The organism is Photobacterium sp. DNB22_13_2 (genome assembly GCF_052873915.1).
Map to the genome: position 1 here is coordinate 324,055 of NZ_JBNNXU010000003.1, position 12,927 is coordinate 336,981.

At 47.8% G+C, this 12,927-nt stretch carries 10 protein-coding genes and 1 pseudogene; 4 read left to right on the top strand and 7 right to left on the bottom strand.

What is annotated here, in order from left to right:
- Positions 1–43: 43 nt before the first annotated feature.
- Positions 44–2,689 carry a type I DNA topoisomerase gene (gene topA, locus ACVA58_RS06955; RefSeq protein WP_446509709.1) on the bottom strand — a complete coding sequence of 882 codons (2,646 nt, stop codon included), beginning with the start codon at positions 2,687–2,689 and terminating at the stop codon, positions 44–46.
- 690 nt (positions 2,690–3,379) lie between these two features.
- On the opposite strand from topA, the gene ACVA58_RS06960 reads away from it, so the two are divergent.
- Positions 3,380–3,628, top strand: coding sequence for a YciN family protein (locus tag ACVA58_RS06960; protein WP_255041321.1), 249 nt, complete (start codon positions 3,380–3,382; stop codon positions 3,626–3,628).
- Positions 3,629–3,719: 91 nt separating this feature from the next.
- Here the strand turns inward: ACVA58_RS06960 and ACVA58_RS06965 are convergent, their stop codons facing one another.
- Both ACVA58_RS06965 and sohB read right to left on the bottom strand, forming a co-directional pair.
- On the bottom strand, positions 3,720–4,142 hold the full coding sequence (locus tag ACVA58_RS06965; RefSeq protein ID WP_446509710.1) for a DUF805 domain-containing protein: 423 nt from the start codon (positions 4,140–4,142) through the stop codon (positions 3,720–3,722).
- A 26-nt stretch (positions 4,143–4,168) separates the two neighbouring features.
- Positions 4,169–5,230: a protease SohB gene (sohB, locus tag ACVA58_RS06970; RefSeq protein WP_446509711.1), complete on the bottom strand. Its 1,062-nt coding sequence runs from the start codon at positions 5,228–5,230 to the stop codon at positions 4,169–4,171.
- Positions 5,231–5,373: 143 nt separating this feature from the next.
- On the opposite strand from sohB, the gene ACVA58_RS06975 reads away from it, so the two are divergent.
- Positions 5,374–6,135 (top strand): YciK family oxidoreductase, encoded by a 762-nt coding sequence (locus ACVA58_RS06975; protein WP_446509712.1) that lies wholly within the window; start codon positions 5,374–5,376, stop codon positions 6,133–6,135.
- Between the two features lie 165 nt (positions 6,136–6,300).
- Here ACVA58_RS06975 and ACVA58_RS06980 read toward each other — a convergent pair whose 3' ends face one another.
- The 4 genes from ACVA58_RS06980 to ACVA58_RS06995 form a co-directional block, all read right to left on the bottom strand.
- Complete coding sequence (locus ACVA58_RS06980) at positions 6,301–6,996, bottom strand: HAD family hydrolase (protein WP_446509713.1); 696 nt, start codon at positions 6,994–6,996, stop codon at positions 6,301–6,303.
- 97 nt (positions 6,997–7,093) lie between these two features.
- The gene (locus ACVA58_RS06985; protein ID WP_446509714.1) at positions 7,094–8,842 is read right to left on the bottom strand and encodes a putative 2-aminoethylphosphonate ABC transporter permease subunit; all 1,749 of its coding nucleotides are present in this window, start codon (positions 8,840–8,842) and stop codon (positions 7,094–7,096) included.
- Positions 8,839–9,900: a putative 2-aminoethylphosphonate ABC transporter ATP-binding protein gene (locus tag ACVA58_RS06990; protein WP_446509715.1), complete on the bottom strand. Its 1,062-nt coding sequence runs from the start codon at positions 9,898–9,900 to the stop codon at positions 8,839–8,841. The genes ACVA58_RS06985 and ACVA58_RS06990 overlap by 4 nt, the downstream gene beginning before the upstream one ends.
- Before the next feature lie 107 nt (positions 9,901–10,007).
- Positions 10,008–11,018, bottom strand: coding sequence for a putative 2-aminoethylphosphonate ABC transporter substrate-binding protein (locus tag ACVA58_RS06995; RefSeq protein WP_446509716.1), 1,011 nt, complete (start codon positions 11,016–11,018; stop codon positions 10,008–10,010).
- Positions 11,019–11,275: 257 nt separating this feature from the next.
- Between ACVA58_RS06995 and ACVA58_RS07000 the strand changes: the two genes are divergently transcribed.
- Entirely contained in the window at positions 11,276–12,190 is a 915-nt protein-coding gene (locus ACVA58_RS07000) for a LysR substrate-binding domain-containing protein (RefSeq protein WP_446509717.1), read from the top strand.
- 30 nt (positions 12,191–12,220) lie between these two features.
- A pseudogene (locus ACVA58_RS07005) lies at positions 12,221–12,531 on the top strand (DMT family transporter).
- The last annotated feature ends 396 nt before the right edge of the window (positions 12,532–12,927 follow it).

Genomic DNA, 12,927 nt, shown 5'->3' on the forward strand with positions numbered 1-12,927 from the left:
CTCAAAACGAAAAAAAACCGCCTTTCGGCGGTTTTTTTATCTGCTATTCATCAGCCTTTTCTTTCTTCGGCTTTTTACGCTTGTCGGTAATTTCCCACTTACCGTCAATGAACAGCCCCGTCCAGCCTGATGGTTTACCATCAACTTCCGAGCGAATGTAGTTTTCCTTAGTCTTACGGCTAAAGCGAACCACTGTCGGACGGCCATCTGGATCTTCTGTCGGTGCATCAGCCAAATACGTGAACTTCTGCGACAGACGGTCTTTGAAACGAACTAACTCTTCTACCAACGGCGCACGTGTCTCGCGCGATTTAGGGAAAGTACTTGCCGCCATAAACAGACCGGAAGCACCATCACGCAATACAAAGTAAGCGTCTGGATCCTGTGAACAAGGTAACTCTGGTAAATGTACCGGATCTTCCTTCGGTGGCGCAATCTCGCCGTTCTTCAGAATCTTGCGGGTGTTCTTACAGGTTTCACTGGTACAACCCATGTACTTACCAAAGCGACCGTTCTTTAGCTCCATATCAGAGCCACACTTGTCACATTCGATAACCGGACCGTCGTAGCCTTTTAGCTGGAACTCGCCTTTCTCAACCACATAGCCATCACAGCTTGGGTTGTTACCGCACACATGCAACTTGCGCTCGGCATCGATCAGGTAGGCATCCATCGCCGTGCTACATTTCGGACAACGCTTCTTGGCGCGCAGGGCAGCCGTCTCAACGTCTTCTTCCAGCACGTTGATGATACCGTCCTCATCACCCAGATTGATCGTTGTCTTACAACGTTCCTTCGGCGGTAGTGCATAACCAGAACAACCAAGGAATACACCGGTCGACGCAGTACGGATCCCCATCGGGCGTTCACAAGTCGGACATTTGATATCGGTCAGTACGATATTGTTCGGTTTCATGCCGCCTTCAGTTTCATCCAGCTCTGCTTTCTCAAGCTCACCGGTAAAGTCACTGAAGAACTTATCAAGTACCGACTTCCAGCCCGCATCACCTTCGGCAATTTTATCGAGGTTACCTTCCATGCGGGCGGTAAAGTCGTAGTCCATCAGATCGGCAAAGCTTTGGTCAAGGCGATCGGAAACAATCTCACCCATCTTCTCGGCATAGAAACGACGCTGGTCAACACGCACATAACCACGATCTTGGATCGTCGAGATAATCGATGCGTAAGTCGATGGACGGCCAATGCCTCGCTTTTCCAGCTCTTTAACCAATGCCGCTTCAGTAAAGCGTGCAGGTGGCTTGGTGAAGTGCTGTTTCGGCTCCAACGATTCAACCTTGAGCGTATCGCCCACATGAACCATTGGCAGCGTGGTATCTTCATTTTTACCAGACGGGCGCTGAACTTGTGTCCAACCCGCAAAGCGCAGGGTACGGCCCTTGGCTTTCAGGGTAAAGTCACCCGCTGTCACCGTAATCGTGGTGGAATCGTATTTTGCCGGCACCATTTGACAGGACACGAACTGGCGCCAGATCAAATCGTACAGCTTGATAGCATCTTGCTCCATGCCTTCAAGGTTTTCCGCTTTCACGTCAACACTTGAAGGGCGGATGGCTTCGTGCGCTTCCTGAGCATTACCCTTGCTACCGTACACATTAGGTGATGGCGGTAGGTAATTATCGCCGTATTCGCCAGCAATAAACTCACGTGCCGCTTCAACCGCTTCTTTAGACAGGTTGGTTGAGTCGGTACGCATATAGGTAATGTAACCGGCTTCATACAAGCGTTGGGCCAAGCCCATAGTGCGCTTAACGCCGTAGCCTAGACGAGTACTAGCCGCCTGCTGCAACGTTGAAGTGATGTATGGTGCTGACGGCTTGCTGCTGGTTGGTCGGTCTTCGCGGTCTTTAACCGTGAAGGCAGCCTTCTCGAGCAACGATTTTGCCGCCATGGTGTCAGCTTCGTTTTCCGGACGGAATGCCTTACCTGCCTGCTGTGCCACCATCAAACGCAGTGCATCGTTACCTGCTGTTTGGGTGTTGGCATGCATATCCCAGTATTCTTCAGGGTCGAACGCCTTGATTTCGCGTTCACGCTCAACAATCAGCTTAACCGCAACCGACTGTACACGGCCGGCAGAAAGACCACGTGCGACTTTCTTCCACAACAGAGGGGAAACCATAAAGCCGACCACACGATCGAGGAATCGACGTGCCTGCTGGGCATTCACACCATCCATGTTCAGCTCACCCGGCTGCTCAAAAGCCTGCTGGATAGCATTTTTGGTGATTTCGTTAAAAACCACTCGCTTATAACGTGCATCATCGCCGCCGATGATCTCACGAAGGTGCCACGCAATAGCTTCTCCTTCGCGGTCCAAATCGGTTGCGAGATAAACAAAGTCAGCATCTTCCGCTAGCTTCTGTAGTTCGTTGACCACTTTTTCCTTGCCAGGAAGCACTTCATATTGAGCCTCCCAGTCATTGTATGGGTCCACGCCCATTTTATTGATCAACGATTTGCGGTCTTTTTCTTTTTTGATGCGCGCTTTTTCTTCGGCGCTCAAGCCCTTGGTTGAAGTAGCCGCCGCTTTCTTACCGGTGCTACGAGCACCAGTCGGCAAATCACGAACGTGACCGACGCTTGACTTAACCACAAAGTCCTTACCCAAGTACTTATTGATCGTCTTCGCCTTGGCTGGGGACTCCACAATAACGAGTGATTTACCCATAATAATTCTATTACGTCCTCGTGCTCACAAAACTTAAAATTAAAACAACTAGTTGCACGCTAAAAAAACTAGAGCTAGCACGGCAACGCTGGTACACCAAACTGATTAAGTAACTATTTAAATCGCGAAATCCAACCGGTTGAGGACAGCTCCGGATAACTAGTTACGTAATGTGATTGGTATTTACATATTGGGCTACAATCGGAGAAGGTCAACTGCTTTTTAACAAAACGAGACCGTTTGGTTGTCCCTTCCCCACTTGTTAACAGATAGTTACACCACTTAATAAATAGGAAAAAAACGTGCCGATAAGTTCGGTTGCCACGCGATATTCCTCTCATTTATGCCGCAATACTGAAAAACATCTCCCTCAATGGGCGCTAATCATTACCACCTCAGCACCGCTTTGACTATAAAAAACCACTATTTTTTGCCGTCGCTCACATTTTTTCGGCAATTCATAAGGTTAATGCCTAATCTTTATACCCTGCTGATTTACCCTTTGATCGCACAATAATCATCACGGCCTTTCTTTCAAGATATAGCCAGTCATCGCGAAAAATCAACAGTGCCACGAAAATGGCACCCAATATTGTTTTCAAAATTTGTCATCCCGAATCAACTCAAATACACTTAGCCACCTTGGCCGGAGACCCAACCGGCGAACTGCTGTGAGATGAGAGAGACACAATGAGCACCAAAGAATCCATTGCAAATGATGAGCTACTGATGATTGCCAACCAGCTTATCCAAGATCATGAAGCCTACATTGACGGTATGCGAGCTGACTCCGTTGAAGAACGTGCCGGGGTACTGATTTTCAAAGGCGAGTATTTCCTCGATGACAACGGTCTGCCGACAGAAAAGACCACGGCAGTATTCAATATGTTCAAATACCTTGCCCACCAGCTTTCGCCGAAATTCACCCTCGGCAAGTAATTGTCTTTTTTGAACTAAAGTAAAAAAACAGCCCCGTCAAACGGGGCTGATTTATTCCTAGCAATTCAACGTTTCTAGTGATGTAAAACGATTACATATCAATGGTCATCGTATCTTTGTCATCCTTAGACTCGTTGTCCGCACTCGGCCCTGACGGCGGCGCACCACGTCCCTTAGGATCGGCACCAAACTGATTATCACCGACTGTGCCATCTAAGATACCCAGTTCAACAATCACAAAGATCGGCCCGATCAAAGGCAAGAAGGTCAGAATGATCCACCAAGCGCTTTTATTGCGATCATGCAGGCGTTTTATATTCAGAGCCGCAGAGGCCCAGAATACAAATACCAACACAATAATCGACAGAATATTAAGCAGCGGATTATCCGCGTTTTCCGGTGTGGTATAGAGAAACACCGGCAACGATACCAGCAGCACGGGAATGCTATACAACCAATAATCCCGGCGGCGCATCCGTCCCTGAAATGAAAACAAGGCCCACTTTTGACCCATCGTAACCTCTTTATACAATTGGACGTTTAAACAATTGGACGCTGACCACGGCTTATCCATTTCAGCAATACATTATCAGCGGCGTCGCCTGTAGCACCAGCCAGTTTTTCAGCCAGCTTCTTGCGCTGGACATAACGTACCTGCAGCACTTCGCGATCTTTACACGATAGGCTGATGTAGTCATCGCTGGTACCAATTTCATCCACCAAGCCCAGCTCAAATGCCTGCTTACCAAACCAGTGCTCACCGGTAGCCACCTTGGCCAAATCTAGCTCAGGGCGGTGCTCAGACACAAAATCTTTGAACAAACCATGGGTCTCTTCGATCTCGCTCTGAAACTTTTCGCGCGCCTTGTCAGTATTCTCTCCAAACATCGTCAGGGTACGTTTGAACTCGCCGGCGGTGATCTGTTCGAATTCAATATCGTTCTTCTTCAATATTTTATTGAAGTTTGGTAATTGGGCTATCACCCCGATAGAACCAACAATCGCAAACGGTGCCGAGATGATTTTGTCGGCAATACACGCCATCATATAGCCACCGCTGGCAGCAACTTTATCGACAGAGATCGTCAGTTTAATCCCGGCAGCTTTTAGACGGTCAAGCTGAGAAGAAGCAAGGCCGTAACCATGGACCATGCCGCCGCCAGTTTCTAGGCGCAGCAGAACTTCATCGCCCTCCATTGCCACAGCCAGAATAGCGGTCACCTCTTCACGTAGTGAGGTCACTTCACGGGCATCAATGCTGCCATGAAAATCCAAAACGAACAGACGAGGCTCACGCGAGTGCGACAAATCGCCTTCTTTGGCCGCTTTCTTCACTTCATTCTGTCTTGCCTTGTGCTTTTCCTTATCCGCTTTCTTTTCAGCCTTGTCGCGTGCTTTGAGCAACGGCTTATCAAATAAGTGAGACTCCAGTTGATGCACAGTGTGCTTATACTGCTCGGTCAGATCAGTGACCTCTAGCTCACCTTTCTGGCTACCGTGATGGCCTTTCACACTTTTAGCCACCACCAGAATCGCGATGAATGCCACAACCACCGTGGCAATCTTGGCTAGAAACAATCCATAATCAAACAAAAAATCCAATGTCGAGTCCTCATTTATTGGCATTAAGCCATTGTAACCAAGTTGTCACCCATACCGCTATCGCAATATAGCCAAACCACTTCAAGATGAGAATAGTTTGGGTATACAATGAGCTGACGAAAAAACCAATAAGGAAGTACACAGTGGATTATCAAATCGCTGAAAACTCACTGAAAGATAGAGTTATTCTGGTAACCGGAGCGGGTGATGGAATAGGCCGCCAAGCTGCCATCAGTTATGCCGCCCATGGCGCGACCGTTATCTTGCTCGGACGCACCGTAGCCAAATTAGAAGCCGTTTACGATGAAATCGAATCGCAGGGCTATCCTCAACCCGCGATTATCCCTATGGATATGATGGGCGCCACCAAGCAGAACTACCTTGATATGGTCGAAACGATCGAGGGCCAGTTCGGCCGCTTGGACGGTGTGCTGCACAATGCTTCCCTGCTGGGCGTGCTCAGCCCATTCGACCAACTTGGCGAAGATACCTTTGATGACGTCATGCAGGTCAACGTCAAAGCCCAGTTCCTATTGACCCAAGCCATTATGCCACTAGTCAAGAAAGCCGAAGACGGCCGCATTGTGTTCACCTCATCGACCGTTGGCCATCAGGGCCGCTCCTTCTGGGGGGCTTACTCGATGTCTAAGTTCGCCACCGAAGGAATGATGCAGATTTTGGCCGACGAAATGGCCAATACACCTGTGCGGGTCAATGCCATCAATCCGGGCGGCACCCGTACCGGTATGCGTGCCAAGGCTTTCCCAGCAGAAGACCCATCATTGCTGAAAACGCCAGAGCAAATCATGCCGCTGTACCTCTACCTGATAGGCCCTGAAAGCAAGGACGTCAACGGCCAGTGCATTGATGCTCAGCCCAAGCGCAAACCGGGCGCCGGAAGTTAATTATCCATTGCGACTAATAACAGCAAGCTCCTACCTGGAGCTTGCTAACCCCACACCATAATCATGCCGTTACCTCAGATGATTGACACTAACCCAATAGGAAACTTAGCTGGCGTGAAGCATTGCTAGTAAGCAATTAATCAAAGCCGTGTAAGCACTCATACTTTAGCCTACATTTGAGATCTGCCATCTAAGCTGAGGCCATCCTCGCGTTATCGCTTCGGACTGTAACTTGGGACAACCATTAACAACCACAGGGTAATCCACTTCGAGCAACAGTGGCAGATCGTTTATTGAATCGGAATAGAAATGGATCGGAGTATAACTACCGTCATTCGCTTCTAGCCAACGTTGCAGGCGAATGACCTTACCGTGTTGATAACTCGGAATACCATCAATTTTTCCAGTGTAATAACCATTATCAACAACAAGATCGACACCTTCTGCATATGGAATACCTAGATAACGCCCCATCGCCTTGACTAAAAACGACGCACTCGCAGAAATAATCATGCAGGTAACATTTCGCATTCGTAGATCCGCCAACAAGGTTTTGGCTTGCGGAAAAATGTACTGCGCAGCCTGTTCACTCACATAACGGTCAGCCAACGCATCAACCTGCTCAGCCGTCAGTGACATAAGCGGTGACAGACTAAATGCCATATAAGCATCAAGATCCATCTTCCCTTGATAATAAAGATCCATCATCTGCTTGTCCTGAGCCAAAAAGCGGTCATCAGCCAATCCCAGCTCACTAACCACAAAGGCATGCCACAATACCGTGAGATCGTTGCCGATTAAGGTTTCGTCCATATCAAAGACAACAAGCTCCGTCGCCGCTTCAGGGGTTTTCATATTCATAAGGGTGTACCTAACCGGAGGCAGCCATTATACCTGCCTCGGTATCTAAAATTAGAGGGTTATTAGCGCATTGGTGCAATACGCTAACGGGGAGTGCTTAGCGTGTACGCCAGCGCTGGGTGCGCTTAAGTAGCAGATGGCTAAAGGCGCCGTGGACCAATCGAGCGATAGCTGAAGTCAGCATGATCATCACCGCCATGGCTGCTGCGGCCGCGGTATACCCCATCTCATCGAGATGCATCACAGCAATGGACGCCAGTACATTATCTGTGGTGTACAGGAATATCACTCCAGAAGTGGTAGTCATCGCATTAACAAACAGGTAGCTACCTATATCTAGCAGAGCAGGTAGACCGACCGGAATAGAGATCTTCAAGAATGCCTTGTACTGCGGGATTTTTAGTGACGCCGCCACCGCTTCGATTTCCGCTGGGATCTGTCGCAACGCTGTTAGTGCGGTCATATGACCGACTGTATAAAGGTGAACGACGGTGCACACCACCAAAATAGTCATGGTGCCGTAAAAATTGTTCATTGGATTGGTCGGCGAGTTGAAGAAGAAAATATACCCTAACCCCAGTACCATACCTGGTACCGCCATCGGCATCATTGCCATAAGGTGTAGAGCACTACGCACCGGCTGCATTTTACGTCCTTTTTCGACACAGTATGCGACCAAAAAAGTAAACAAGGTACCAATCAAAGCCACCAGCAGAGCCATTTTCACTGAGTTGTAGAACGGCGCCCAACCATAGCTAATAAACCGGCTGAAATCATAGTTACCCAAAGTCAACGCCTTGTTGTAAGGCCAGAAACTAATCAGGGAGCCATAAAACGCCATCCCGATCACTACCATAATGGCGGTAGCAACAATCAGGCAGAACACGAATGCGCCTCTATCTCGGGCTTTATTTGGCATTGGCTGATAGATCACTGAGTTGGCACTCATCATGCTCTGCTGCTTTTTACGAATGCGCGTTTCAAGAGCAAAAGATAACAGTGCAGGGAACAGCAGAACCACCGAGGTTACCGCCCCCATCGCAAAGTTATGCTGGCCAATCACCTGCTTGTAAATATCGGTCGCTAAGACGTTGTATTGTCCACCAATCACTTTAGCTACACCAAAATCACATACCACCAAAGTAAAAATCACCACCATGGCACTCATCAAACCGTATTTCGCGCCCGGTAAAGTAACGGTAAAGAAGGTGCGGATCGGTGAGGTGCGCATCACTCTTGCCGCTTCATACAGGCGGGCATCAGCAGTAGACAGCCCAGTACTCATGATCAACAACGCATGCGGAAAACACCAGAAAACCAAGCCAAGCACTATCCCGATAGGACCATATATACTGCTGCCCATCAGCCACGACTTCCAGATCCCCTGATTACCGAACAGGTAAACCAGGGAGATGGCCGGCAACAGTGAAGGAGCCAATATCGGCAAGCTACCGACTAACTTGAACAAACGTTTCGCCGGCATACAGGTCCGAGTCAACGCATAGGCGTAGCAAAAAGCCAACAGTCCAACAATAGACGAAACCACGATGCCGATAAATAAGGTGTTATAAATAGACTGGGTCAGCGCCGGATTATTCAAATAGTTTATGTAGTTCGCAAAACCAATGTACTCACCACTGCGATCCTGCACACTTTTGACAAACATCGCACCTAACGGGGCGATAAGACCAATGACCATCAGTAAGGCTGCCAATATCAACACGCCCCCCATCACCCATTGGTCAGTACTCATGCGGTTAAAGCCCCCTTTAACCCGCTCAAACAGAGGCGTTGATGTCGGTGTAATTAGGTCGGACTCAACACTTATGACACTTTCGACACTCATGCTACTTCCCCCTCAAATACCTGACTGTTTACGACATCCCAACTCAACGTGCACATTTCGCCTCGCACAGGCAAGCCTTGCTTAGCCCGCTCTGCCGATATATCAACCTGTAATAACGATGAGTTATCACGCAATTGACACTCTAGACGCACGAAAGAGCCCATAAATTCTATCGTCTTTACTGTCGCATCTAATCCTGACTCAGACGGCTTACCTATACGGATTTGCTCTGGGCGCAATGCCAGCATTACATGACGGCCTTTAACATCTTGTGGAGAAGGTACAGTAATACCCTCGATCTTAAGTTGGTCGCCATCGACCACATCTGCTGGCAGGAAGTTCATGGTTCCGACAAACTGAGCGACAAACTCAGACGCCGGGTTGTTGTATATCTCTTCCGGGGTACCAACCTGCTCAACCACGCCGTGGTTCATCACCACAATACGGTCAGCCATCGTCAAGGCTTCTTCCTGATCATGGGTCACCATTATGGTGGTGATCCCTAGCTTACGCTGCAACTGGCAAATTTCGTGGCGCAGGTGGATGCGTACTTTGGCATCCAGCGCTGATAGCGGCTCATCAAGCAACAGTAGACCGGGAGAAAGCGCCAAGGCACGCGCCAGTGCAACACGCTGCTGTTGACCGCCTGACAACTGGGCCGGGAATTTGTCTTCATAGCCGTCAAGGTCGACAAGGCAAAGCCATTCGCGCACTTTTTCCATTGCATGGTTTTTTTTCATGCCACGGTTGATTAAGCCAAAGGCTATATTGTCGGCCACGGTCAGGTTTGGAAATAAGGCATAAGACTGGAATACAATACCGAAATCACGCTGCTCAGGAGGCAGCACTGTCACGTCCCGACCGTTTTGCACGATTTGGCCTTCACTTGGTAATTCCAAACCAGCAATTGCGCGCAATAAGGTGGTTTTGCCACACCCTGATGGGCCGAGGAAACAAACAAACTCACCCTCTTTGATATCTAGAGAGATCCCTTTAAGGGCGGTGAAGTCGTCAAAGCGTTTTATTAGACGGTCAATATGCAGGTAACTACTAGTCATTTCGGTATTAAACTCTCTTTAAATACTGTATCCGACCCTACAGTCGGACACAGAGTAGACCGCCATCAAAAACAGCGGCCTTGAAATTGTTTCATGGAATTTAAGGTTTATTTGGCGTCAGACTTCCCATCGAAGCGCTGAGCCCACTCGCCGATAATTCGCTCGTAGTTGTCAGACGCCCAAGCAAAGTCATTCTCAATCATGAGTTCAGTGGCGTTATCAGGGTAAAACGCAACCGCTTCTGCTAGATGCGGCTTAGCAATAACTGGGTAGAACTTGTTGTACTGACGGTTAGCCTCTGCAGAAGCTGCAAAATCAATCAACTTCTGTGCAGCCGCCACTTTTGGCGTACCATCAACAATCGCTGCTGCTTCCATATCCCAGCCCACGCCTTCGGTTGGGAAAATCATCTCGATTGGCGCGCCTTGTTGTTTCAAAGTCGCACCGCGGAATGCAAACGAGATCCCCATTGTTGCCTCACCAGTTGCTGCCAAATTACATGGCGCAGATCCTGAGTGAGTGTAGCGAGCGATATTGTCATGAAGGCCTTCCATGAATTCCCAGCCCTTTTCTTCACCGAACTGCTGCAGCCAGCCTGAAACATCAAGGAACCCCGTACCAGAAGAAGCCGGGTTAGGCATTACAATGTGACCTTTGTACTCAGGCTTAGTCAGATCAGCCCAAGTTTGTGGCATCTCTAGACCATGTTTTTCTGCTTCTATCGTGTTAAAACAAACACCAGCAATCCATGCGTCCATACCAATCCAGTGCGGTACTTCACGGCTATCACGGAATTTCTCGTCCAGCTTTTCCAGACCTTGTGGCGCATAAGGAGCCAGCAACTCGTCTTTATCAAGCACCATCATGGACGTTGCTGCCAACCCCCAAATAACATCTGCCTGAGGGTTGTTTTTCTCTGCCAACAAACGTGCAGTCACAACGCTGGTCGAATCACGCATGAAATTCAATTTGATATCTGGGTACTCAGCATTGAATGCCATTTCCAACGCACGGATCTGCTCAATTTCAAAAGCGGTATAAACAGTCAGTTCTTCTTGAGCAAATGCAGCGGCACTAAATGTCGCGGCAACTATTGAAGCTAGCAAAATCTTTTTCATGACAATCTCCAGAAATAAATATTTCATTGCCACCATCAACCTAGGAAGCAATTAAGTTGATGCATAAGTTAACCATCAATAGTTAAGACAAAGTGACAGTAAAATGATTATTTTGCCCTTCTTAGTTAAGCTAGGCTTAAATATTAAGTCATTGACATGTCACACACTTAAGTAAAACTAACTTCATCATTCGGTCATATTTATGACACTTACTCTTCTTACTGTGCTGACAGTTTATTCTCTGGAGTGTTGTTACTATGTTGCCCCCGCTAAAATCTCTGGTTGCATTCGAAGCTTGTGCTCGCCACCAGTCAATTACCAAGGCTGCGCAAGAATTGCACGTCACTCAAGCTGCGATCAGTCAGCATATTAAGGCTCTTGAGCAATATTTGGGGTTTGCATTGTTTAACCGTGAAAACCGTCGGCTAAAACTCTCTGTTCGTGGTCAACAGTACTACCCTACAGTTCACCAATCGTTACGCGCGATCAGTCACCAGACTAAAGCGCTAACCCACCGTAATGAACCTCAACAGCTTACGGTGAAGGTCAATACTTCATTCTGCTACTACTGGCTGTTACCACAACTGCAGGACTTCTGCCAACGCTATCCATTTATTCAGGTGAAGTTACACACTGAAGATTGGCCACAATTACAAGCCAACCAAACCAAAGTCGATATCGAAATCGTTAACGGGCAACCCAGCAAAGAACTTCATTCTGAACTACTTTGCAAAGAGTATTGGATAGCGGTATGCAGCCCTGAATTTAAAGCGCAACACAACGAAGAACTGGCGCAATGCGCTTTAGAGCAATTACCTGGTATTTATGTACGTGGCTACACCGAAGGTTGGCATGAGTGGCTAAGCAGCAACACACTTTCTAACTCCCCGCCATTACAACAATACGAAGTAGATAGTACTATGATGGGTTTGGAACTAGCGGCACAAGGAGCGGGGATAATGCTTTGTCGCTCACTCAATGCCTTGCCGCTGCTGCAGAGCAAACGCATCGTTGTATTTAATGACAGCACCATTTCATCCACTGATTGTCACTATCTGCAATATGAGCGCAACCATGCACCGCCAAAAGTCACCCTGTTTACTGGTTGGCTACAACAACGCTTTTTGGCGCTACAGCCTGAAAAAGCACTCGTCGATGCGCTGCAGAGCTAAATATTTACTCAATGTGCAAGAGAAAATGATATGCACTACTTCTTTCTGGCTGTTGCTATTATCGCCGAAGTTGCAGCGACCAGTGCCCTGGCAAAAACCGCTGGTTTTACCAAGCCTCTGCCCACGCTGCTTTGTCTTGGCTTCTACGCGCTGGCATTTTCTTGCCTGGCCCAAGTCGTCAAGTTTATGCCATCTGGTGTGGGGCTGGTATCGTACTGGTCGCCGGTATCGCTTGGCGAGTCTACGACCAACGGCTCGACATACCAGCAATGATCGGTATTAGCTTTATTTTAGTGGGTACGGTAATTATTAATGCCTTTTCTAGCAGTATGAGCCATTAAACAATTTCAAGACTGATGTTTTAACAATAACGTCAGGCTCGCTGATAAAAGTCGTGATGAATATTCCATATTTAAACTTGACGTTTAAAAGCATTGCCCCCCTTGCACGCCCGCAATTAATTATTTCAATTGTTCTTTAATCACCGTTATCATCGACGTTGACCTCCTTTAATAAATCAAGTGTCAGAGCACCAAATCTCACAACCTTCCCCGTAAAATAAACGTATCACGCATTTAATAATAGTCCGCTATATGGGCCATTTATCTCCTGCTATGAGTGATTAGCTTATAGACGACCTTTTTGGGCGAAGTGTATGGCAACACTGTTGATAAGTTAAACTTATCAAATCATTCGTAAATCAATCACTTCTCTACATGAATATTGTCATTTTACCC

Coding starts and splice junctions, on each gene's coding strand:
- topA (WP_446509709.1), bottom strand. CDS start 2,689: ATGGGTAAATCACTCGTTATTGTGGAGTCCCCAGCCAAGGCGAAGACG.
- ACVA58_RS06960 (WP_255041321.1), top strand. CDS start 3,380: ATGAGCACCAAAGAATCCATTGCAAATGATGAGCTACTGATGATTGCC.
- ACVA58_RS06965 (WP_446509710.1), bottom strand. CDS start 4,142: ATGGGTCAAAAGTGGGCCTTGTTTTCATTTCAGGGACGGATGCGCCGC.
- ACVA58_RS06980 (WP_446509713.1), bottom strand. CDS start 6,996: ATGAATATGAAAACCCCTGAAGCGGCGACGGAGCTTGTTGTCTTTGAT.
- ACVA58_RS06985 (WP_446509714.1), bottom strand. CDS start 8,842: ATGAGTGTCGAAAGTGTCATAAGTGTTGAGTCCGACCTAATTACACCG.
- ACVA58_RS06990 (WP_446509715.1), bottom strand. CDS start 9,900: ATGACTAGTAGTTACCTGCATATTGACCGTCTAATAAAACGCTTTGAC.
- ACVA58_RS06995 (WP_446509716.1), bottom strand. CDS start 11,018: ATGAAAAAGATTTTGCTAGCTTCAATAGTTGCCGCGACATTTAGTGCC.
- ACVA58_RS07000 (WP_446509717.1), top strand. CDS start 11,276: ATGTTGCCCCCGCTAAAATCTCTGGTTGCATTCGAAGCTTGTGCTCGC.